The organism is Pseudomonas sp. Leaf59 (genome assembly GCF_920984685.1).
GTDB lineage: Bacteria > Pseudomonadota > Gammaproteobacteria > Pseudomonadales > Pseudomonadaceae > Aquipseudomonas.
The window spans coordinates 1-23,466 of sequence record NZ_CAKLBR010000025.1; the positions used below are offsets into that span (position 1 = coordinate 1).

15 protein-coding genes are annotated in these 23,466 nt (G+C 56.9%); 6 read left to right on the forward strand and 9 right to left on the reverse strand.

Annotated elements, in window-relative coordinates; genetic code table 11:
- From LUB09_RS21350 to LUB09_RS21370, 5 genes are all read left to right on the forward strand, one after another.
- The coding region (locus LUB09_RS21350; RefSeq protein ID WP_331282182.1) for a type I restriction-modification enzyme R subunit C-terminal domain-containing protein at nt 1–817 on the forward strand (817 nt) is incomplete at its 5' end.
- Nucleotides 818–832: 15 nt separating this feature from the next.
- On the forward strand, nt 833–2,548 hold the full coding sequence (locus LUB09_RS21355; protein WP_231423619.1) for a type I restriction-modification system subunit M: 1,716 nt from the start codon (nt 833–835) through the stop codon (nt 2,546–2,548).
- Nucleotides 2,545–4,176 (forward strand): restriction endonuclease subunit S, encoded by a 1,632-nt coding sequence (locus LUB09_RS21360; RefSeq protein WP_231423620.1) that lies wholly within the window; start codon nt 2,545–2,547, stop codon nt 4,174–4,176. The genes LUB09_RS21355 and LUB09_RS21360 overlap by 4 nt, the downstream gene beginning before the upstream one ends.
- Complete coding sequence (locus LUB09_RS21365) at nt 4,173–5,978, forward strand: restriction system-associated AAA family ATPase (RefSeq protein ID WP_231423621.1); 1,806 nt, start codon at nt 4,173–4,175, stop codon at nt 5,976–5,978. The genes LUB09_RS21360 and LUB09_RS21365 overlap by 4 nt, the downstream gene beginning before the upstream one ends.
- Nucleotides 5,978–7,105, forward strand: coding sequence for an HNH endonuclease (locus LUB09_RS21370; protein ID WP_231423622.1), 1,128 nt, complete (start codon nt 5,978–5,980; stop codon nt 7,103–7,105). The genes LUB09_RS21365 and LUB09_RS21370 overlap by 1 nt, the downstream gene beginning before the upstream one ends.
- Nucleotides 7,106–7,546: 441 nt before the next feature.
- Here the strand turns inward: LUB09_RS21370 and LUB09_RS21375 are convergent, their stop codons facing one another.
- Both LUB09_RS21375 and LUB09_RS21380 read right to left on the reverse strand, forming a co-directional pair.
- Nucleotides 7,547–8,086, reverse strand: a complete 540-nt coding sequence (locus LUB09_RS21375) for a hypothetical protein (RefSeq protein ID WP_231423623.1) — start codon at nt 8,084–8,086, stop codon at nt 7,547–7,549.
- Nucleotides 8,083–8,655 carry an RNA polymerase sigma factor gene (locus LUB09_RS21380; protein ID WP_231423624.1) on the reverse strand — a complete coding sequence of 191 codons (573 nt, stop codon included), beginning with the start codon at nt 8,653–8,655 and terminating at the stop codon, nt 8,083–8,085. The genes LUB09_RS21375 and LUB09_RS21380 overlap by 4 nt, the downstream gene beginning before the upstream one ends.
- A gap of 412 nt (nt 8,656–9,067) precedes the next feature.
- On the opposite strand from LUB09_RS21380, the gene LUB09_RS21385 reads away from it, so the two are divergent.
- Nucleotides 9,068–10,525 carry a M10 family metallopeptidase C-terminal domain-containing protein gene (locus LUB09_RS21385; RefSeq protein ID WP_231423625.1) on the forward strand — a complete coding sequence of 486 codons (1,458 nt, stop codon included), beginning with the start codon at nt 9,068–9,070 and terminating at the stop codon, nt 10,523–10,525.
- 51 nt (nt 10,526–10,576) lie between these two features.
- Here the strand turns inward: LUB09_RS21385 and LUB09_RS21390 are convergent, their stop codons facing one another.
- The 7 genes from LUB09_RS21390 to LUB09_RS21420 form a co-directional block, all read right to left on the reverse strand.
- A complete protein-coding gene (locus tag LUB09_RS21390) occupies nt 10,577–11,227 on the reverse strand; it encodes a DUF799 domain-containing protein (protein WP_003238713.1) in 651 nt (216 codons plus the stop codon).
- Nucleotides 11,224–11,586 (reverse strand): DUF4810 domain-containing protein, encoded by a 363-nt coding sequence (locus LUB09_RS21395; protein WP_003238711.1) that lies wholly within the window; start codon nt 11,584–11,586, stop codon nt 11,224–11,226. Before LUB09_RS21395 ends, LUB09_RS21390 begins: the two co-directional genes overlap by 4 nt.
- Before the next feature lie 29 nt (nt 11,587–11,615).
- On the reverse strand, nt 11,616–12,296 hold the full coding sequence (locus LUB09_RS21400) for a CsgG/HfaB family protein (protein ID WP_057009902.1): 681 nt from the start codon (nt 12,294–12,296) through the stop codon (nt 11,616–11,618).
- Nucleotides 12,297–12,488: 192 nt separating this feature from the next.
- Nucleotides 12,489–13,181 carry a hypothetical protein gene (locus LUB09_RS21405; RefSeq protein ID WP_231423626.1) on the reverse strand — a complete coding sequence of 231 codons (693 nt, stop codon included), beginning with the start codon at nt 13,179–13,181 and terminating at the stop codon, nt 12,489–12,491.
- A 473-nt stretch (nt 13,182–13,654) separates the two neighbouring features.
- The gene (locus LUB09_RS21410) at nt 13,655–14,086 is read right to left on the reverse strand and encodes a hypothetical protein (protein ID WP_231423627.1); all 432 of its coding nucleotides are present in this window, start codon (nt 14,084–14,086) and stop codon (nt 13,655–13,657) included.
- A gap of 301 nt (nt 14,087–14,387) precedes the next feature.
- Nucleotides 14,388–14,903: a hypothetical protein gene (locus LUB09_RS21415; protein ID WP_231423628.1), complete on the reverse strand. Its 516-nt coding sequence runs from the start codon at nt 14,901–14,903 to the stop codon at nt 14,388–14,390.
- Between the two features lie 3 nt (nt 14,904–14,906).
- The gene (locus LUB09_RS21420; protein ID WP_231423629.1) at nt 14,907–23,225 is read right to left on the reverse strand and encodes a hemagglutinin repeat-containing protein; all 8,319 of its coding nucleotides are present in this window, start codon (nt 23,223–23,225) and stop codon (nt 14,907–14,909) included.
- Nucleotides 23,226–23,466 lie beyond the last annotated feature (241 nt).

Consider the following 23,466-nt stretch of genomic DNA (forward strand, 5'->3'; position numbering starts at 1 on the left):
ACCCTTGCCTCTGGCTAACACTTCCCCTTGCCGGGTGTGTAGAGGACTTTCACCTCCAAGTCACCAGCGTGGCCACCACAGCCAAACTGGTTGCGCTTCGCGCAACGCGCCATGCCTGGCGCACCAGGAAGAAGCGCTGATCCGCGCGGCTCAAACCAGCCAATACTGGGTAAAGGCCGACGAAGATGCCTTCGATAGCATGGTGACCAAACTCGGGTCACTGATGAAATTCCGCGAGCAAAAACGCGGCGGGGAGCAAACGCATCTTGATTTGATTGACGAGCTACACAAGAAAGAATGGGTGGAGTTCGGCCCCCAGCACGAGGCCGTCAGCATCACCCGCTACCGGGAAATGGTTGAGGCCTGTGTTGCCGAGCTAACAGAGCACAACCAGGCGCTGCAGAAAATCAAAGACGGTGAGGCGGTCAGCGTAGATGAAGCCAACGAACTCGCTCAGCTTCTCCACGAAGAATACCCACATATCACCGAAGGCCTGCTGCGCCAAGTCTACAAGAACCGAAAGGCCCGCCTCATCCAGTTCATCCGACACATTCTCGGCATTGAGATACTTAAGAGTTTCTCTGACGAAGTCAGCGCCGCCTTTGACCAGTTCATCCGTGCCCACACAACCCTCAGCAGCCGCCAATTAGAGTTCCTCAATCTACTGGAGAACTTCATTGTCGAGCGCGAACGGGTGGAGAAGAAAGACTTGATCAACGCGCCCTTCACAGTCATTCATCCACAAGGTATTCGCGGCGTGTTCAGCCCGGTTGAAATCAACGAAATCCTGCAGCTGACCGAACGGTTGGCCGCCTAAAGCACAGGCAATCTCATGCTGCAAAACAACCCCGGACTCAAAAGCAAAATCGACCAGCTCTGGAACAAATTCTGGAGCGGCGGCATCAGCAATCCGCTTACTGCTATTGAACAGATCACCTACCTCCTATTCATGAAAAGGTTGGATGAACAGGATCTCAAACGCCAGTCGGACGCTGAGTTCACCGGCGAAAAATACAACTCGAAGTTTGAAGGAAGCTGGATTCCACCGGAGTATCGCGCACGATGGGACGACAAAGACTCAGCTGACGAATGGGCAAAGAAACTGCTAGATGAGAAGCGCTTTGCCATAGACAAGCACACTTTGCGCTGGAGCGAATTCAAACGCTTACAAGCCCAAAATATGCTTCAACATGTGCAAGGGAAAGTGTTCCCGTTCCTGAAGGATTTAAACGGCGCCGAATCAAATTTCACGCATCATATGAAAAACGCCGTGTTCGTGATCTCCAAACCAGCACTGCTGGTTGAGGCAGTGAAAACTATCGACGAAATCTTCGAGATTATGGAGACGGATTCCCGGGAAAACGGTCAGGCATTTCAAGATATTCAAGGGGACGTCTATGAAATGCTGCTTTCTGAGATCGCCACCGCGGGCAAAAACGGACAGTTCCGCACCCCCCGCCACATCATTAAACTGATGGCGGAGCTGGTACAACCCCAGCTGGGGCACAAGATCGCCGACCCCGCCTGTGGGTCCGGTGGTTTCCTTCTTGGCGCTTATCAATACATTGTCACCCAGCTCGCCCTATCTAACATGAAAAAGGGGACAGGGACGAAAGAACTATCCCCCGATGAGGACGGCTTCTTGCGTACCTCGGTTGCTGCCGCACTCACCGAAAAAGCTCAGGCTATCCTGCAAGAGTCTCTTTGGGGTTACGACATAGATAGCACCATGGTGCGCCTTGGGCTGATGAACCTGATGATGCACGGCCTCGACGAGCCGCACATCGACTACAAAGATACACTGAGTAAGAGCTACAACGAAGAAGCTGAATACGACATTGTGATGGCCAACCCACCATTTACTGGCAGTATCGACAAGAGCGACATCAACGAAAACCTTCAATTGGCTACGACCAAAACCGAACTTCTCTTTGTAGAGAACATCTACCGCCTACTCAAGAAAGGCGGCACCGCCTGTGTGATTGTTCCACAAGGCGTTTTATTCGGCTCTGGTAGTGCTTTCAAGATCTTACGACAGTTGCTCGTCGTTCGTTGCGACCTGAAAGCCGTAATTACCCTACCCAGCGGCGTGTTCAAACCCTACGCTGGGGTTAGTACCGCCATGCTCTTGTTCACCAAAGTGTGGGGGCCGCAGGACAAAGTCACCCAACCCGCCACCGAACACGTGTGGTTTTATGAAATGGCCACCGACGGCTATTCAATGGATGACAAGCGAAGCAAACAGGAGGGCTACGGTGATTTACAGGACATCGTTGCCAAGTATCATGCCCGCAACCCGGCCACCGATACCGACCGCACCGCAAAATACTTTACTGTTCCCCGCACTAGTATCGAAACTGAGGGTTATGACCTCTCTTTCAGTCGCTACACAAAGGACGTATTCGAGGAAGTGCACTACGACGAGCCGAGTATGATTCTGGATCGACTCATTCAGGCCGAAATCGGTGAGTTGGAGGAAATGGAAATGGCTAAGGTACAGGGCGGCATTGTGCGCCAGTTGCTGGAGCTTAAGGGGATCGTGGGATGATTATGATCCCACTTGCTCAGGTCGCGCAGATAAATCCCCGTCCACCGAAAGGGCTTGATGACTCACAAGAAACTTCGTTTCTTGCAATGGCGTCCGTTTCTGAAGATGGAGAGATAATTCATCAGGAAACTAGGTCACTGAAAGAGGTAAAAAAAGGATTTACATACTTCCAGCGTGGCGATGTATTGTTGGCGAAAATAACCCCGTGTTTTGAAAATGGGAAGTCGGCATTTACTGAAAAACTTGAACATCAGTTAGGCTTCGGATCTACCGAGTTTCACGTACTGCGCGCGATTCCTGAAAAGCTCGACCCAAGATTTCTTTTTCATCTTGTCCGGAGCAGCCGGCTCCGGTTTCTTGGCAAAAAATCGATGAAAGGAGCAGCGGGACACAAACGTGTTCCAGCCGATTTTCTAGAAAACTTCACTATTCCAGCATGGCCCCTTAACGACCAAATTCGTATTGCTCACCTACTTGAGAAAGTAGATGGGTTGATTACACAACGAAAAAAACACCTGAAGCAGTTTGATGACTTGCTCAAAAGCGTATTTCTTAAGATGTTTGGCGACCCAGTCCGAAACGAAAAAAACTGGGTGAAAGAACCACTAGAAAAACTCGGAACCTTAAACAGGGGGATATCCAAGCACCGTCCTAGAAATGCCCCTGAGCTACTGGGCGGAAAATATCCATTGATTCAGACTGGCGAAGTCTCGAACTCAGGAACTTACATAACATCTTACAAACAGACTTATTCGGACGTTGGCTTTTCCCAGAGCAAAATGTGGCCATCGGGAACATTGTGCATAACGATAGCTGCTAACATTGCACAAACGGGCGTTCTGACTTTTGACTCCTGTTTTCCAGATAGCATTGTAGCGTTTTCCGCCTTCGAGAATGAAGCACATGTACTCTACATACATGGACTATTCTGGTTTTTTCAAAAAATTCTCGAGAAAAATGCACCAGCAGCTGCACAAAAAAATATTAACCTTGAGATTTTAAGAAGATTGGAGGTTCCGAAACCGCCCATTGAGTTGCAGGCGAAATTTGCAGTTGTCGTTGAGAAGATCGAAAGCCTCAAATCCTGCTACCAGCAAAGCCTCTCCGATCTTGAAGCTCTCTACAACACACTAAGCCAGAAAATGCTTAAGGGTGATTTGGATTTGTCAGGCATGTTGTTGCCTGGAATGGAGTCGGAGGAAGAGAACGCCAAGTTAATTAATCCCGTACACTTCAAAACAGAGCAAAACCTTACCCTAAGCCTACCCGACACCGACGACTTACTGGATGCTCTAGAGAATTCAGGTTCGCGGAGTGCGGTGATCGCCCAGTGGCTTGAGTCTTATCGTAGTCAACTGGGCACCAAGCCATTTTCAGTCCAACTCTTTATGGCTGCTGCGCAAGCTCGACTTACCGATAAGTTACAGGCACTATTGGAAGATAAGACTCTCGAAGAAGATCATAAGAATCGACTAATCAAACTTCACCCAAACAACGACATCGAACTTGGTGCTGAGGAATACGAAACAATTAAATACTGGGTCTTTAAAGCAATAAACTCGGGAACACTGACCCAGGCGCATGATGATGCGGGCAACCGTGTTCAGCTCAAGGCTGTGCAGGTATGAAATTATTGCGTCTCAAGATCACTGACCCGTCAGGCTTCCGCAGTCTACCATGTGGTTTCGAGCACTACTTCCGCACTGACCGAGCAGTGCAAGAGGAGCTTGCGCAACCTGATGAGTTCGCGCCCTTTGTTTGCGCAGGCTCCAACGGCAGTGGCAAGTCCAACATGCTAGAAGCGTTAGCGGCGATCTTCTATCAATTAGAAATCCAACGGGTAAGGCGAAATTTTCTCCCGAAAATTTTCGACTACAATCCGGTAAGTAACCCGGAAGGCATAAAGGAGAGCGAGGGCGAACCCAACGCCTATGAATTGGAGTACTTAATAGAAGTTCCACTCTCCTACAAAAAGCAGCAAGGATATTCATATGCACATGTTCGTGTTTTGAAGGAGCCAGATGATTCACCGTGGTTAGCTTGGATTAATGCGGAAAAATTCATTACTGATGGGTTTAGCACTTTAACTGATGAAGAAAGAGATTTTCTTCTACCTCAATATGTTTTGGGGTATTCGTCGGGCGAAAACCAAATTCTAAGTTTGCCGTTTTTCAAGATGCGCTTTGTGCAATTTGACGAATACTGGAACGCGCTGGCTCAGCAGCTAAGTTATTCCGGGCATCCGGAAGCGAGACTGGCTTACCTAGATAACGGGTTCAGCCAGGCCATTCTGTTATGCAACCTGCTGTTTCAGGATGATGCCACCCTACAACCCTTCCGCGAAGATGTAGGTATCGAGGCATTGAGCCAGTTCCGTATCATCCTCAAACGAAGCATAGAGATCTCCGCCAAACAAGCAACCCAATTGACCTCTGACGACTACATCGAATCTGGATACTCCCAGGAAAGTTACTTTTCAGATAACCCAGCTATTTCATTAAACGAAGAGAGCGATTCCTACACCGTAAATTTGATGTATCTTCTAGAAAGTGATGAAAGATCGTCAATCATCGAAAAACTCAAACGCTGCGCCACTATGTTTTATCAAGATGAGGCCACCGACACACTGGTCCTTGACTATTGCGTAAATGAAGCGACTAAAGAGTCATTTCGAGATAACTTCGATGCCTCCCCTTTGGAGTTATTTCAGGCCCTGCAGGTGCTACTGGTGCTGAACCTGTATACGGTAAGTGACACTCTCAAGACCGATATTTATCGCTCAAAAAGTCACTACGTTAGCGAGACAATACCAACACTTGCGTCTGACGAACGCATTATGCGTTTTAAAAACTTCTACTTTACAAAGCAAGGCGTAACCAAACCAATGCTGCTCAAGGAGTTGTCGGACGGCGAACATCAGCTGCTGCACAGCCTCGGCCTTTGCCTGCTATTCCGCAACACCAACAGCCTATTTCTAATGGATGAACCGGAAACCCATTTCAACCCGGAATGGCGGGCGAACTTCATCAGCCGTCTACGCAGTTGCCTGAAAGAACATACAGGAACCAGCCAGGAAATGCTGATTACCACACACTCACCGTTCCTGATCTCGGACAGCAAGCCGGAGAAAGTACTGGTGTTCGATAAGGATTCCAATACCGGCGTTGTAAGCATCTCCCATCCCGAATACAACACTCTGGGAGCGTCAATCAATAAGATCACCATGACAACTTTCGGCAAACGCGAAACCATCGGTGGCCGCGCCCATGCCTTGCTTGAAAGCCTACGGACACGCTTTGAACAGGGTGAGGATATTTCAACACTAATTACCCAGTTGGATCGCGAACTTGGCGATTCAGTGGAAAAGGTGATGCTTATCAAATCCATGCACGATAGTGTTCAGAAAGGCCAAGGGGGGGAGCAGAGCTGATGTTGTTCCCCTACACCTATGTGCCTCACCAGATGGAGAATATGCAGGCCTTTATTGACTTCATTTTCTTTGAAGTATGGTGTAAAGCGCCGGTGGGCCTTGTATTTCACCCGGATCTTTTCAAGGGAAAACCAGATCTAAAGGAGGTCATGGTAGAGTTTGGTTTTTCTGCACAAGCGGCCGAACGCGGGAAGGCGTTCTACAAAGATGTAAAGTCGATTTACGAGCTTTTTGAACCCTTATCATCGTCACAGATTAAACAGCTCAAAAAATGGTACTGGGGTAACAATGACTTGAAAAAAATATGCAACAACGACCCCGCAGCACAGCTTGTTCGCTATACGGATGTAGCCAAACTTCATCCGATACTTAGCGAGCATCTCGCATCATTTTTTAAGAACCTTTACTCACAAGCATTGCTGGGACTGGCAGCACTCAAAGACAAAATCGGCATCATTGACGATCATTACACAAAGTTTACTGGCACCAATAGCCGAGGTAAATGCCCGTTTTGTGGGATCAGTGACTTACTGGGCCCAGATCACAGCTATCGGGATGCTTACGACCACTACCTACCCAAGGCAATCTACCCCTTCAATTCAATCAATTTTAGAAATTTAGTACCTGCCTGCCATCACTGCAATAGCAGCTATAAAGGTAGCAAGGATACTGCATTAACTCCTAAAGACCCCTGCCATCATCAGACCCGCCGCAAGATGTTCTATCCTTTCTCGATTCAGCCCTATCGCATCACCGTACAAGTGACTCTGCAGCATGCTGATCCAGAAAAGCTGACTCGCGCAGATATCGGCCTTAGCTTTGGCCCGCTTGAATTAGAAGAGCAGATCGCTACCTGGAAAGATGTGTACGGAATTGAAGAGCGCTATCGCGCAAAGTTCTGCGGCCCAGATGCAAAAGCATGGGTTGTGGAAGTGCTGGACGAATGGCGCTGGCACGAAGAGTCCGCTAAAACGCAAGGCAGAGCCCCAGAAGCTTACTTGCAAGCTGTAGCCCACCACACAGAAAAGTCACCGTATACCAACGAAAATTTCTTGAAGAACGGCTTTCTTCAAGCCTGCAAGGCCGTCGGCGTTTTTGATAAAGCAGTCAAGCCAAACAACGCGTAAACACCACGGGAAAAATAAAAGAAATCTGCGTGTGTATATGGTTATCTACCCCTAGAATTTCAGATTTTCTCCCGTCGATTCGGCGAATAGATCGAACGATGCCTTTAGGCTGTCACATACGTGATGACTGAACAGGCCGGATCGTGCATCGCCAGCAAATATTGGAAGAGGGTTTTGCTCAGTCTAAGTCGATCGGTAAAGGCGTCCCTGCCACGATTAAGCTGCCACAAATATGCCACACTCCGCCCGCTAATCACGGCGAAAACCCGCTAACCCCAGCTACCCCAACCCTTTGATTTCCCGGCTAATCCGCGCTAACGTATTGATTCTAAACGTCGACTTTTAGGACTCCGAAGGCAGGGGTCGTGGGTTCGAATCCCGCCGGGTGCACCAGATATAGATGAAGAAGCCTCAGGTCGAAAGGTCTGGGGCTTTTTTACGTCAACGCCCTCGCAACCCCTCCAACAACCCCGGCAAATCCTCCTGCGGAAACCGCTCATGCAACGCCAGCAGCTTCTCATCCGCCGCTCTGCTTTCCCCCGCCTCACGTAGCGCGACAATCTCCCGTAACCCCTCCTCCAACGTAGGCCCTGCCACCGGCGTGCGTTTGCTAAATCGTCCGACTTCAGATTGACCCACCATCGCCCCTGCACTCTCATCCCTGGGCGCCATCGCAATCCGAGCCATCGGTGCCTGCACAGAAAACGTCGCAGTGGATATCTCGTTATGCGCCACCGGCTCACGCATCACCACCCCCACCATCAACGCCAGCCCGGCCACCGTGGCGAATGCCATTTGCCAGCGCGGTTGTTTACAGACGTTGCGCCAGCGTTGCCACACGCTCATCTGCGGCGCTGGGGCCTCACGTCGGGCGGTGTCGAGGAGGAAGGCGTCGAGGGCTGCAGGCGGTTCGCCCGGGCTGTGTTGGCGATAGTGCTGCAGCGTGTCATCGGGATCCGGTGTGGCGCGTTTGTCGGTCATGCGGTGATCTCCTCGGCCAGCAGGCGGCGCAGTTTCTGCTGGGCGTAGCGCAGGCGGCTTTTGACGGTTTCCAGCGGGGCGTTGGTGAGGGCGGCGATTTGCGGTACGTCGAGGTCGCCGTGCAGGCGCAGCAGGAAGACTTCGCGCTGGTCGTCGGGCAGGCCTTGCAGGGCGGCGTCGAGGCGGGCCTGGTCGCGGCTCAGGCTCAGTTGCTGCTCGGGGCCGGCGTCATGGTCGGGCTGGGCGTGCAGTTGTTCGTCGTAGCTGTCGTGCAGTGGGCTGTGGATGCCGTGCTTGCGCCAGTGATCGATCAGGCGGTTGCGGGCAATCTGGAACAGCCAGGTGCGAAAACTCGCGCGGCCCTGTGGCTGGGTGGTGCTGCGGATCAGGCTCAGCCAGGTTTCCTGATAGATCTCTTCGGCCAGTTCGGCCTTGTTGCACAGGGCCACGAGAAATCGGTAGAGGCCCTGGCGGTGACGTGCGTAGAGCGCTTCGAACGCAGCGGCGTCACCGGTTCGGTAGCGGGCCAGCAGCGATTCGTCGCTGGGTGAGGCAGCCGGGGTGGGCATTTGAGGGGCGGGCTCCTGTTGGTCGCGGCGTGTCAGTCAGACAATTCAGTGAATGGCATACCGCTATCGGGCGCAAGCCCCCTCCCACACTGGATTGTGGAGGGCCGGGGTATTGGCTTAAACGAGCGTGTGAATGGCTCGCTCACTTGGGTCAGATGCAGCAATTCACCCGGTAGGTTCATTCGCCGGTCAATCTGGATAGATTCCACGGACCGGGCGGCATGGCCAGTAGCGACGGGGTCGAGGGTTGAAATTGAACATTGCATAAACACTTTGCCCTCTGTCCAACCGTCCAAAAAAGTCTTGTTCGGACACATAACCACCTTTGGAAACTCTTTCCCGGGCTGGCAGTTTTACCCCCTGCACAGGGAATCTGCGGCATCGTTCAAGTAAGGAAAGGTGACAGCACCCAGTGGAAAATACCATCGTGAGAATACATTTCAGCGCGCCCTTTTATGCCTATCAACCGTACGTTCAACCCGCTCTGCGACCTTTCAATCGGTGGATTGGAACGCTCTTTCGGCCATTTATGCAGCCGTTTATTCCGCACCGCTATGTGCGCAAGCCACCACTGCCTTATGTGCAGCCGAATCACCGCCCGCACCCTCCAACCAACAGTACTCACAACGCCAACTACGACCAGACCCTGCGCCCGGACGATCCGCACGCGGCCAGGATCCACAAGCGCTCGCTCGACAAGCAGCAAGCCGTGGAGCAACTCACCCGTAACACGGACAAGTGGCATGACCGGGATCGGAACGGCAAGACTGAAATTTCCTATACCTTCAACACCCATGCGCGACGGTTCAACGAAGCTCAAAAGCAGAACGCCCGACGCTCCATGCAATCCTGGAGTGATGTCGCCAACCTGGAGTTCACTCAGAGCGATTGCCAGACAGAAGGTCGATTGAGCTTCGGCATTTCCAGACACGTCGGCACTGCAGTGGGCTTTTTCCCCGGGCACTTCTGGAACAGCGGCAATACGCTTTACAACCCACGCCGAGTGACACGCCACGATCTGACCCACGAAATTGGTCACACCTTAGGGCTGACTCATCCGGGCCATTACGACGGTTGGACCGGGGCAAAGGCGCCTCGCCACGTACAGGACTCCAGAGCTCATAGCGTCATGAGTTACTTCGGCGCCGAACACTGCGGCAAACAGCTTGGAGAAAAGCCGAAAGCACCAATGATGGACGACATCAGCGCCGTGCAAAAAAGGTACGGGGCCAATCATCACATTCGTCGGGAAGACAACACCTACGGCTTCAATTCCAATAGCGGCAGGGATTACTACTCCCTTCGAAATTACCGGGACAGCGCCGCGTTCTGCATCTGGGATGGCGGGGGCAACGACACGCTGGATGTCTCGGGTTACGGAAACGACCAGGTCATCAACCTCAGGGCGGGTTCGTTCTCCGATGTGGGGGGCTTGCGAGGCAACGTTTCCATCGCGCGCGACTGCACCATTGAAAATGCCGTCGGCGGTTCCGGCCATGACACCTTGATCGGTAACGACGCTGCTAACCGGCTCACGGGCCAGAGCGGCGCGGACCGGCTGCGCGGCGGCCGAGGCGCCGACACGTTCGTCTATGAACGCGCCAGCGATTCCACGCCTGAGGCACCGGATGAAATCATGGACCTCACCACCGGCGTCGACAAAATGGACCTGCGCGGCCTGGAGAACGAGGCCAATACGCACCTCAAACTCGTCACTGCCTTCACTGGGCGAGCCGGCGAAACCATCGTCAGTTTCGACCCGGCTATCCATCGCTATTTCGTCGCCATCGACCTGACCGGCACAGGCAAGCCAGGGTTCCGGGTGAACAGCACGCAATTGATCAAGCCCAAGGACATCCTGGTGAACTGAACAGCAAAAGCCTGCGCTGACCGGGCGGCCAGACACGGCTTTTAAAACACGTCAGTCGGTGCCGTATTTCGGATTACGCGGGCCGTACAGAATGCCGGTGCGTTGCCCTGCCGACAGCAGGCGAGCGCTGGTAATCCCGGCAATCGGGTGCGCCGCATCGGTGGAGCTGTTGATCACCTGCTTGACCGCCGCCGTGATCAGCATGCCCACCAGGCCGCCGCCGTTGTTGTTGCCTTCCTCGCTGGACGCACGCGCCGCGCCGGTCCACAGGGTGGTGCCGGTACGCAGGTCGACCAGTTTGGCCGAAGCCGTCACGGAGGTGTCGCTGGAGATCAGCATGTACTTGGTGCCGTACTCGCTGACCGTAATGTACAGCGCTGCGTCGGCACCAAAGATGTCATGCAGTTTGGTGGGCGGCACGGCCTGGATATCGTTGGCGGTGGTCAGGCCGTTCTGGCGGAAGGTTTCGTCCACCAGCGCGATCGGCAACACGTAGTAGCCGGCTTCGGCCAAGGGGTAGGTCACCTGCGACACCAGGCTGTAGGAAGCCTGCACTTCTGGCGACTCGTTGATCGGCGGCAGCACCAGGATCGACTTGGGCCGCGCCTGTTTGTAGGCCGTGTAATCAATGGTCTTGGGCGCCGCGCAACCGCCGAGCAAAGCCAGGGCCAGCAAGGCGCCGGTGAGTTTCAAGAGGTTCATTTGAGGGCGACTCCGGCCTTGGCGTTTTTCAGCAGAAAGTCCATGTAAGCGGCGGACTCAGGGAACAAGGCCTTCTCGGTACGCAGCTCCTGCACCATCTGGTCATCCTTGCCCATGCTCATGTACAGCATGCCCAAATGCGCGTGGTAACCCGGCGGCGCCTTGCGGCCACTGGCGTTGATCTTCTGCAGATCGCGCTCGAGTGCCTCGACTTGCGCCTCCTTGGGCTCGCCCTTGAAGTACTCGTAAACCTGCGGCTGATAGCTTTCCCATTGATACAGGGGCTGGGGCGCCGTCTGGCACCCGGCGACCGCTGCGATTGCTGTCAGCATCAACGCCAACTTCACTGCCTTGCTCATCCGTGTACTGCTCCTTGTGGTGTGGCTGATCAGTTGCGCGGGTTCCAGGCGCCGGCGTTGATGCCGTCGACCAGGCGGTTGATCGCTTCGCGCATGGCCAGGTCCAGCACCTTGCCATTGAGGGTGGAGTCGTAGCTGGCGGTGCCGCCGAAGCCGATCACTTCACGATTGGACAGCGCGTACTCACCGGCGCCCTGGGTGGAATACACCACTTCGGACGTGCTGATGTTGACGATATTCAGAGCGACTTTGGCGTAGGCCACCTGGGTTTTGCCACGGCCAAGAATGCCGAACAGTTGGCGGTCGCCGGTCTCTTTGCGACCGAACTCGGTTACATCGCCGGTCACTACGTAGTCGGCGCCCTTGAGCTTCTGCACAGTGCCTTTGATCGCGGCTTCCTGGGAGATTTCGCCCATGTTGTCGCGGTCCAGCACGTTGAAGCGGTTGGTCTGCTGCAGGTGGGTGATGAGGATGGTCTTGGCCTGGCCACCGAGGCGGTCGACGCCATCGGAGAAAATGCCGCGCATGTAGCTGGAGCGGTTATCGAATTTGCCCACGGCAATCGGCACGCGCACGCCGGAATAGGCGATCTTGGCGCTGGCGACCTGCTCCACCGGCATCGCGCGGTTGCTCTCGGTGGCGCAACCGGCCACGGTCAACAGCGCTGCGGCGGTGAGGCCAGACAGCAGGATTTTGGAGAGTGTCTTCACGTGTTGCTCCTGAAATGGAAAATCGGCAGAGCTGAGGCCTGCGGCGATTCCGGGAGGAGTAACACGTGCGTCTGCATTCGTCCCTGAACCTGTAGTGCCGCAACGGCTGGCGCATTTTACGGAGTTAAGGGGGGTTCTCAAGTTGTTTCGCGCGGATATGTGAACCCTGCAGAACATGAAGATCCACTAGGCTTACTTGAGCTCCTTCACCAGATACTGGCCGGAGATCTGCGTGATCCCAGTCAGCGCCCGGCGCAAGGCCTCGGGGTCGGTGCGGTAGGTCAGCGGCGTGTAGCCATACACATTCTGGCCATTGAACGGCGTGATCGTCTCAAACGTGCGCCAGATCATCTGGTCGCCACGGTCCATCTGCGCAATCACCGAAATGGTCGGGTAGATCACGCTGCTGAACCCCTGGGTCAGGCGAAACCCCCACTCGGTCACCGTCAGCTGAATCTGCGCATCGGCGGGCTCATCGTCACCCACCACCTTGAGCGTTGACGTCTTGCCCAACGCATCGACAAAGCCCTGCTTGAGCAATACACCCACGTCGATGTTTTCGGCGTCCATCACCGTCAATATCGCTGCCGGCGTCGACATTTCAGCCAACTGCCCAAGCTTCATGCCGGCGGCAAACCCGGCACCGCTCAACGCCGCGGTCCCCACCTTCGACGCCCCGCTCGCCATGCCCACGCCGGCACCCAGCCCGGCTCCCAGCGCCGCGCCCCAGGCCTGTTCACGACCGAAATACACCATGTTCTTGCCCCACTTCACGGGCAGCACTTTCACGGTTTTGACCTGCGCGCGATTTTCCGGTGTGAGCGGGTGGCTGACGCAGCCGCCGAGGATGAGGGTGGTGAGGAGAATGAGGAGAAGGTTTTTCACGGCAGTCCCTTGGTGTTTTGGGTGTTTATGGTTGGATGCGTTTCATGCCTCCAGAGTATGTCGGCAACTGTTTGGAAGACTGTAGGGTTGAAAGCTCTTGCCAATAGAACAGCGTTTTGATGCCTTGCAAAAGCACCCCGCTAAAAAATAGAATTTCTACAGATCAGCGACGCCAAATGGCAACTGCCACGCTTGCCGGTGTTGGCTTTTTCGATGTGTTCGCGCACCAGTTGCGTCAGGCGGTTGGGGCTGAATCCTTCGCCCTGCTGGGTCAGGAACAAAACGCCATCGCTACCCGAAGTGCCGTAAGGGACTTCTTGCCCATTTTTATAACTGACTTGTGGGCGAGCTCCGGCACCAAGATCAGCGCCGACATCAATCTCAGATTTTTGGGGCGTGGGACGAACAGGTATCCCAGTAGAGGCAAGGTCATCTACCTTTCCGGCAGCGCCACCATTTGCTTTTGCACCAATTCACCTTTTCTCTTTGAGGTGATTTCGCCACGGTATAAGCAAACCGTCCAGCAGGACTCGATCAATAACACCGTCCTCAATAGCGCCAACGAAATTAGTATCTAACTGAAACTCAAAGGAAAGACTTTCTTTTTCAGATAGCTTTTTTACGGCACCTACCAGCGCCTCTACGTCATCTAGGTTTTTTGAGTCCATCTCAACAGGAAGCATGTTTGGCGGCAAAGCCGAATAAATCTCCAAAATCCCACCTACTACTTCCGCGCCACTTTCGTCTATCTCGTCAATAAAACTTGGCGGAGTAACGCTCCATATTCTTGACGCAGCAACCTCATTCACAAACTGCTGCACATTAGATCTAATAGACGGGTCCAAATCCTGAGCCACGTAAAAAATTAACTTTTGCTTCGCAAGCTCTAGCGGCATGGAATGCATTACTCAACTCCTTTTTTCGGTGGGTATGCCGGGAGAGCTGACCCTGGACCGCCCGGATTATATCTAAATCCTCCTGGCATATGCGCGTCCAGATGCCGTGTATCAGGCAGTGGCACAGTAGGAGATATCTTCACCTAGGTCACCAACCTGCTGATTGGTTAGCTTCGAAAGATCTTTACCTCGGGTGGCTGAAAACAGATCAAGTGTCGTACCCGACGTAACGGCTCCACCTGTCTGACCTAGCCCTTTTGCACCTGTATATTTTATTAGCTCTATGAAAATCTCCGCCCGCACAATAATTTTACCGCAGAGACCAGTCATGTATTGATATAAACCTGATAACTTGTTCTGGCGCATCTTCCAAGGAAGCTCTGTAGTCCGTAACAAAGCTAATTCCAGTCAATATACTTTCCTCTTTCTTTAGAAGGAAATCATCATCAGCATCATTAAATACAATCTCAAACTCTTTTTCTAAGCTTCGAAGATCATCCCCCACACCGACTCTATTAAATTTACCACAATAGCCTTCACCCACGGCAACTCTATAAAGCTTCCCGCTATTTTCGAAATACAGTGAGACCGCCTCATTCATAAACCGATATGATAATATAAGTTCATTACCAAAGCCGATCTTTCTCTTAACTCCGATCCAAGCGTTGTTTTTAATGAGAATGTCACGAACTGGCACTTCCGGACCGAACCAGTCAACCTCCCCAATTTTTTCGCTAACGTCGGGAAACGACTCACCTAAAAAGAATCCTGCTGCTGATATACCTGGCGCAAGGTCAGAGCTCAAATCAGGGAATAAATTTCTCATAGATCACTTCCAGCCCTTCCACTCACCGCCCTCATACTTCAGACGATTTCCTTGGGTATCATAGTATTGTTGATAACGCGTAATAGTGCCTGGCCTAAAATCAGGCGACGGATCAATTACCCGTATTTCTATATTTTTCGCACCAATCTTCTCAGTAGTAACAAGCTTATAGTAGGGACTATCGCCGTGGGTCCCACCGCCCGGATGGAACTCTACCTCTTTTATTGTCGGGTGTCCTTCAACGTTAAAGACCTGTGCTTTACCTGAAGTACCAGCCAATGGTGGTTTCGGCGTAAGGCTCGCACCATCAAGCATTAGCGACTGCTTGATGTCATCAATCGACTTACCCCACATGCTAGACGGTAATTCAGCAATATTTCGAGGAATCCCTGCTTGAGCGGCCAGATCGTCTCTCAGCCCAACACGCGCAATTGCTGAAGTAGCCGGCACTTCAGCTGCACCAGTCGCTTTTACACCAATCCCGCCGCTAAAATCCCCAGCGTTCTCTACCACAACCCCATTAAACGTAGTCGTTCCCGACGCATAACCATCAGAAAGCCTTCCGCTGAACTCCCCCTCAGCGCTGACCCAAGGAGGCGTAGCCGCCGAGCCCTTCGCCGCCACCTCCAACTCAGCCTTGGCAACCCTGGCCGTAACCTTCTCCGCCAGCAAGGCACCACCCTTCACCAGCCCGGCGCCATCAGCGAGAACGCTCGCCATATCAATCAAAAGCTTGCCGGTTTCAACCCCAGCCAGGTATGAACCACTGGCCCCGGCTTCTTCGTAGTGCATCTGCAATTTATCAAGGCGGTCGATGTACGATTGCTTGACCGAATCCCAAACACCACCGCTCTCGACGACGGATTTCAGAGCCGAGATGGTCTCTGTAAAGTTACCGGCCGTGTGCACAATGCTGTCGATGGATTCATTCAACCCAATAGCCGCACCTGAGAGTGCACCTGCTGTAAAGACGGCATCCTGCGAAATATCGATTGCCAGCCACTTGGTAGCGGTACCTGTGCGGCATCCCACACCCGGGCAAGCTGCCATTTCCGCATCACGCTGAGCTTTCTGCTCCTCGCTCAGATAGTTGTTCTGAACCGCATTTGTCCCCGCCTGCGCCCCCGTAACCGCCCCGCCCAGATCGCCTCCCGCAATCCCACCAGCCAACCCCGCAGCCAAACCGGACAACGCCGACACGGTCTCCTTCTGCTCCTGCGTCAGATCCGCCGTTGCCACTCCCGGATACATCTGGTGCGCAATGTACTCACCCGTCGCTGCGCCAGCCCCGCCGGCCAGTGCCGAGTTGCCTTGCGCCTGCGCTACCACCGCACCCAAGACCGCGTGAGCCATGGTGTTGAGGGCCGCGTTGTCGCCGGTGGTTTTTTTGATGACTTGGGCCAGGTACGGCGCCGAGGCGCCGGCGATGGCGGAACCGATGTCACCGCCGACTAGGCCTTGCAAGGCTGCTGTTACGGCTTGGGCGACGCGGGGGTAGTCGCCGCCGACGCCGTAGTCGGCCATGATTTTTTTGTATGCGGCGCTGGCGTGGATCTGGTCGCTCGATGGGTTATCAATGTTTTGCCTGGCCAGTTCTTCGCGTGCCGCCTTGTTGGCGTTGAGTTCGCCCTGGGTCCGAACGATATCGACCGTTTGCGTGCCAATATCGGCGATAAGCTGCACCTGCCGCAGGCGTTTCTGCTCTTTCTCCTTATCGAAAATCGGGCTGATGCTGCCGTTGGCGTGCTCGACGTCGTGGCTGAGCGTAGCGACGTCCTGCTGTTGTTTGGCAGGGTCGCGGATGTCGAGGGTGCCGTTGGAGATGGCCGAAGAGGTAGTGCCGCTGTCGCTGTCGCCGTGGTTGAAGGCGATCAGGGTGCCGGTGGGCATGTTGCTGATGAAGGCGCCAGAGCCATCACTGCCCGTGCTGACGCTGGCGCTTTGCAGTTTGCTGCTGTACTCGGCCTTGTTCTTCAACACGCTCCAGCCGAGGGTACTGGTGCTCAGACGGTTTTTGTCTGACGTGGCGGTGCTGGCGATCACGCTGCCGTCGAGTTGGGTGTGGTTGCCCACGTCGACCTGGTAACCGCCCTTGCCGGCGAACAGGCCGGTTTGCTCCTGCACGCTTTGGTATTTGGAGTCGAGCTTGCTTTTGCTGACGCTGAGGTTGGCGCTGCCGCCTGAGCCGATGATGGCGTAGCTGACGCCGGCGCTCGCATCGGTCTGCCTGGACTTGTAGTTGTCGCTGTCTTGCAGACTTTGCAGCGTGAGGTCACGACCCACGGTGGCGGCGATTTTGTCTGCGCTGACCTGCGCGCCTTTGAGGGTCGTGTCGCGCCCGCTGGTCAGGTTGATCTGGTTGCCGGCGTCCAGCGTGGTCTCGGTCCAGGTGGTGCCGTTGCCTTTTTCGTTGCCTGTGCCTTTGTTGGCATTGGCGAAGATACTCAGCCCGCCGCCGTCGGAGCCTACGCCCAGGCTGATGCCCACCGCCCCGCCGCTGCTCTTGCTGTTGCCCTCGAGTTTCTGGTTGTTGGCTGCCGCTTCCAGGCGAATATCGCGCTCGGCTGCCAGTTGCATCTGGTTGCCGGCCTGCAGCTTGCTGCCTTGCACACGAATATCACCCGCGTCCCCGGGCGTGCCGTTGCCGTCGGCCACGATGGTGAGGTTGTTGCCGGCGGTGAGGCTGCTGCCCTGGCTGAGGGTTTGTTCCTGGGTCTGTTTGGACTCGGACTTTTGTGAGCCCAGAGAGAGGCTGATGCCCACGAACTGCGCGACGTTTCCGCCGTTGATGCCCCCGTCCTTCTGCGCCGCCTGCCACGCCTGCACACCGGTCAAGCCGGCCTTCACGCCTTGCAGCGCCGACAGGCGAGTGTCGTCCTCGTTCCTGGCCTGTTTGGCAGTCTGGTAGGCGCTGTCCACCGCGCGGCCCACGGTGCCGGACAACGCCAGGGTCAAGCCGCTGGATTTGCTCTTGGCGGTCTGCTCACTGCGGTTGTTGTTCTCGGACGCCAGGATGCTGACATTCTGCCCGGCCAGGCTAATGTCCTTGCCGGCCACCACGTCGGAGCCACGCAAGGTCAGGTCCTTGCCGGCCTGGATGTTCACGCTGCCCAGCACGCTGCCAACATTGCTGGCGCGGGTGGTTTCGGTGCTGCTGGTGGTGGTGTTTTTGTTGCTGCTGGAGCCTAGCGTGACGCCGATACCGCCGGTGCTCAGCAAGCCCGATTTTTTGACCGAGGACGAATGGCTCTGCTCGAAGCTTTCGGTGGCGCCGCCGATCAATACGTTGCGCCCGGCCTGCACGCTTGTGGCGTGGGTGGACACCACATCGCTGGCCGTGGTGCCGATGTCTCGACCGGCACGCACCACCACCGTGTCGCCGCTGATGGAAGAGCCTTGCTGGGCGATCTGGTTGCTGCTGTCGATGCGTGTCTTCTGGCTGCTGGAGAGCAACCCGCTGCTGGTCTTGGTTTTGCGGTAATAACTGTAGTCGCTGTTCTGCGCGGCGTTCAGCGCCAGGTCATTGCCGGCGTACAGGTAGGCTTGCTGGCCGGCACTCGCGCGGCTGGCTGTGGCGGTCAGGTCGTTGCCAGCGCTCAGGGACAGGTCGCCACCGGCCACCAGCGAGGTGCCCACCTGTTGAACGTGGTCCTCTTTGCTGGTGACCTTCTTCGAATTGAATGCCGAATGCTGCTCGTTGGTGACCGCGCCAAGGTTCACATTGCCCGTCGCCGCCATCGCCAAATCACGCGTGGCATTGAGCTGACTGCCCACCGCGCTGATATCGCGCCCCGCCACCACATGCAGATCTCGGCCCGCCTCGACCACCGAGCCCTGCTGGGCCAGGGTGCTGAAGCTCGAGCGGCTACCGATGTTGCCGCTGTTCAGGGTGTGCGAAGCGGTGACGTTGACGTCGCCCTTGGCCTGGACGATGGTGTCGGCGCCGCTCTTGAGTGCGCCGCCGACGTTGTTGATGTTACCGCCCGCTTGCAGGGTGAGCGCGTTGGCCGACTCAATGCGCGCGGCGTTGTCGACGAAGTCGCTGCGCTCGGTGCGGTAGCCGCTGGCGCTTTGGTGAGTGGTGACGGTGCGCTGGTTGAGCAGGTCGGCGCCGGCAGCGAGGTTGACGTCGCGGCCGGCGAGAATGCCGCCGGCACGGTTGCTGAGGGTGTTGCCGCTGAGCAGGTCGAGGCGCCCGCCGGCTTGCATCAGGCCACTGTTGGTGAGGTTGCCGCCAGCGCTGGCGAACAGGCTGCTGGTGGCGCGCAGGGTGCCGACGTTGTTGAGGTCGGCGCCGGCCATCAGGCTCAGATCGTTGCCGGAGATCAATGCGCCGTTGGGCGCCAGGCGGTTGCTGGCCTGGGCCAGGTACAGCACGGGCACCAACACTTGCTGGCCGGCGACGGTGGCGTTTTCCAGCCAGACGATGTCATGGGTCAGCGCCGCGACCTGCTCGGCAGTAAGGCTCACGCCCACGGACAGGTTGAGCGCGGTTTTGCTGGCGACGGCGTTGTCCATCAGGCGCTGGTACAGGGCGGCGTCGCTGGTCAGGCCATCGATGAACCGCTGGCCGGTGCGGGCGAATACGGCTTGCTGGATCAAGCGTTGTTCGTATAAGCCGTCACCCAGGCGCTTTTGTGCCAGGTCCGGGTTGAAGCCCAGCTTGGCCAGCAGGTAATCCGACCCCAGGAACTGACGCATGTCGGTCAGCGCCGGGTTGGTTTCGATCAGGTACTTTTGCGGGTTGGCCGCGAACTGGCTGCTGGGCAGGCCGCTGGCGCCGGTGCCGTCGTTGAGGTGGAACAGGCCGTTCTGCCCGGTGGGCAAGCCAAAGCCCGGCAGGCCGAGGGGGTTGACCTGTTGCTGGGCGACGTCCGGCGGCAGTTGCGGGTTGAGGCTGACCAGGGTGGAGTAGCCCGGCGCGCGAGTGTCGGTTTTGACGCCGCTGCCCACGTAGGTGTAGCCGCCGCGCACCACGCTGTTGTCGATGCCGGCCTGGGCTTTCACATTGACGGCGCCGCCGGCCTGGATCACCGCTGCGTAACGCTGGTCGGAAGGCGCCAGCTCGGTGGTCTTGAGGGGCACCCACTCGCGCTCCATGGTGCCGATAAAGGCAGCCATGGCGGCCTCGACGCCGCTCATGTTGTTGGGGTCGTAATTCGCCCCGCCGATGGAATAACGCTGGTTGAACGCAGCCGCAGGCTCGGCCCAGATTTCCGGGTGACGGCTGCGCTCGGAGGCAAAAATACGTTCGCTGAGGGTGTCGTGGGTCACCAGGCCCACGTTGTTCAACTGGTTGACGACGGCAGTCAGGTTGCCGCCGGCGGCGATGCTACTGCTGCTGTTGAGCAGCTCGCCACCGGTCAGCAGCATGTTGCCGCCCGAGGTGATGCTGGACGCCGCGCTGGCTTGCGTCACGATCAAGTGCTCACGCTGGGCAATCAGGTACGGGCGGTTTTCCTTGCCGCCGTCACAGTCGCCGCCCGTGACATTGAAGATGCACGCGGTGGGCGTGATGGAAGCGCTGTAGATGCCCGATTCGCTGGTGAGCAGCGTGCGGATGTTCTGAAGGGTGCTGGCGGCGAGGGTCAGGTTGGCGTCGGTCTGGATCGTCGAGGAACTGTTGACGATGCTGTCGGCCAGGCCGCCCTGGCCGTCGCGGTCGATGCGCAGGTTGCCCAGGGCGTAAATGTTGGCGGCAAGGTTTTTCAGGCGCTCGACGCGCAGGCTCATGTCGCCGCCGCTGAAGATCAGGCCATTGTCATTGAGCAGGCTGGCGGCGCTGACGGTCGTGGCCCCGCCGCTGCCGAGGGTGCCGAGGTTGTTGACGGCTGCGGCGCGCAGGCTGAGGTCGGTGGCGGCGGTCATGCGGCCGCTGTTGTTGAGCGTGCCGCCCAGGGTGAGGTCGAGGGTGCCGTTACTGGCCACGGCGCCGGCGGTGGTCCAGTCCTGGCCGCTGCCCACCAGCCGGGTGCCGGCCAGCAGTTTGCCGCTGGCGGTCTGGTTGAGGGTGCCGACGTTGACGGTCAGGCGCTCGGCCTGGATCGTGCTGCTGTTGGTCCAACGGGCTTTGTCGAGGGTCAGGTCGCCGTGGCTGACCAGGCTGCCGCCGACCTCATCGAGGTTGATGCCGCTGAGGTCGAACACGCCGCTGCCCACATGCAGCACGCTGCCGCCGGTGTTCTGGAACAAGCCGGCAGCAAGGCTCAACTCGTTGTTGGCCGCTTCCAGAGCGCCGCTGTTGCTCAACAGGCCGCCGATGATGTAACGCGTTTTACCGGCGCTGCCCAGTGCCCGCATCTGGCCGCTGTTGCTCAGGCTGGCGGCGCTCACATCCAGCGTGGTAGCGCTCTCAATCAGGCTGCGGTTGTTGAGTGCGCCGCGCAGACTGACGTCGATGGCCTGCCCGGCGATCTGCCCGGCGTTGTCGACGTCGCCGCCACGCAACGACACACGATTGCCGGCGAACACCGCGCCGGTGCCGTTGCTGAACTGGCCGGCGTCGATCAGCACGTCCCCGGCTCTGGACGACAGCCGACCACCGTTGTTGTCCAGGCTGCCGGCGCTGAGGGTGAGGCCGGCGTTTTCGCTGTGGATCAAACCGTTGCTGCCGTTCTGCAGCAGGCCTCTGGTGGTGACCGTCACGCCGTCGTTGGCGGCCAGGGTGCCGTTGTTCTGGTTGTCGAGGCTGTTGGCGAACAGGCTCAGCAGCCCCTGGCTCGCGAGCTTGCCGCCCTGGTTGTCGACATGGCCGGCGCGCTGGACCAGCAGCGGCCCGGCGCTGGCCAGCTTGCCGTTGCGGTTGATCAGGTCACCGAGCAGGTCGAGGGTGATGGCCGCGCCGCTGGTGAGGCTGCCGACGCTGTTGTCCAGGGACTGGCCGTGCAGCACGATGGCGCCGCTGCTGTCGATCGAGCCGCCGGCGCTGTTGTCGAGCAAGCCGCTGACGTTGAGGGTTTGCGCACCGTCGCTGGAGATAATGCCGGCGTGGCGATTGTCGAGCTGAACCGTGTTGACCACCAGCGCGTTATCGCTGAGCAGACGGCCCTGGTTCTGGTTATCCACAGCCGCCGCGTTCACCGTCAGCGCCTGTTTGGCGCTGAGGGTGCCGCCCTGGTTATTCAGAGTTTGGGCGACCGTGGCGGTGAGCGCGCGGTTGGCGATCAGCGTGCCGGTGTTGGTGATGCGCTGGGCGTTAAGGGTGACGTCGCCGTTGGCATTGCGGGAGTTGTCGGCGTTGACCCCGGCTTCGACGATGCCGTTGTTGGTCAACTGGCCGTTGCTGGCCAGGCTGATGCTGTCGCGGGCGGCGAGGGTTTTGCTATTTTTCAGCTCGCCGCGGGTTTGCGCCTTGAGCGTGGTACCGGCGTAGACCGCGCCTTTGGTCTCAAGGCTGGCCGCGTTGATGTTCACCGCGCCGCTGGCCGCCGCCTGGGCCATGCTCAAGTGGCCGTTGGCATCCAGCTGGATGTCGCCGCCGCTGGCCGCCAGCGTGCCGTCGAGCTTCACGCCCACGCCAGCCTCGGTGCCCACTAGTTTGATTGCACCGGCGTACATGCCGCCCAGGGCCGACGAGTCGATGGCCAGCTCCGGCTTGGCGCTGCCGTCATCGGCGCGCGGGGTGGCGTTTAAGGTTTTGGCGTCGACGTCATTGCGCCCGGCAATCACGTTCAGCTCGCGTGCATTGATTTGCGCGTTGATTTTGGCGGTACGGGTGATGATCTCGAAACGGTCGACATTGCTCGCGTTCAGGCCCTGACCGTCGATGGTCACCGCGCCGCCGTCGACCTGATAGCGCTGCAGCTGGCCGCTGGCATCGAGCACCGGCTTGCCGGTGGTCAGCGTCACGTTCGGCGTGTTGATGAAGCCGCAGCCGCTGCAGGTAACGCCATACGGGTTGGCCACGATCACCTTGGCCGACTGCCCCGCCACCTCGGTGTAACCGCGCAACTGGCTGGGGCTGCCGCCGTTGACCTCGTTGAGAATCACATTGGCCGCGCCGGCCTTGAGGTTAGGGTTGCCGACAATGATGCCGCCCAACTGCGTGTTCTGCAGCGGCGCGCTGGCGTTGTTGAGGATCACCCCATTGGGGCCGACGTTGTAGTCGCTGAACTGGTTATGGGACAGGCCGCTGCCATTGGGCGTGGCGATATTCACCACCGGCACGCCATTGCCCGCCTGGCCGACCGTAGTGCCGGGGCCGTTCACCACAATCCCCTCGGCCTGGGCCAGCAACGGCTGCCAGAACAGCAGGTTGGCCAGGATCAAAGCCAAGCCACGTTGGCACAGGCGTTTCAGGGCAAAGGCGGGGCGAGCGTCCATATTCAAAATCTCAAGGCGACGGAGCGATAGAGACTGTTCGATCCGTCGAAACTTATTGGGTGGCACACAGGCATCGAACTTGCCGGGTTGAGTGCAGGGCCGAGCGACTGGGCACGCAATTTTTTGACTAATAACAACTTCACATCAGCGTAAAGATGAAATTCCGGTTGTTGGACGCGTTATTCCGACAAGCGGCAGCTGTATTGAGGGCAGTTTGTTTGCGGGCTGATGATTAGTTGCC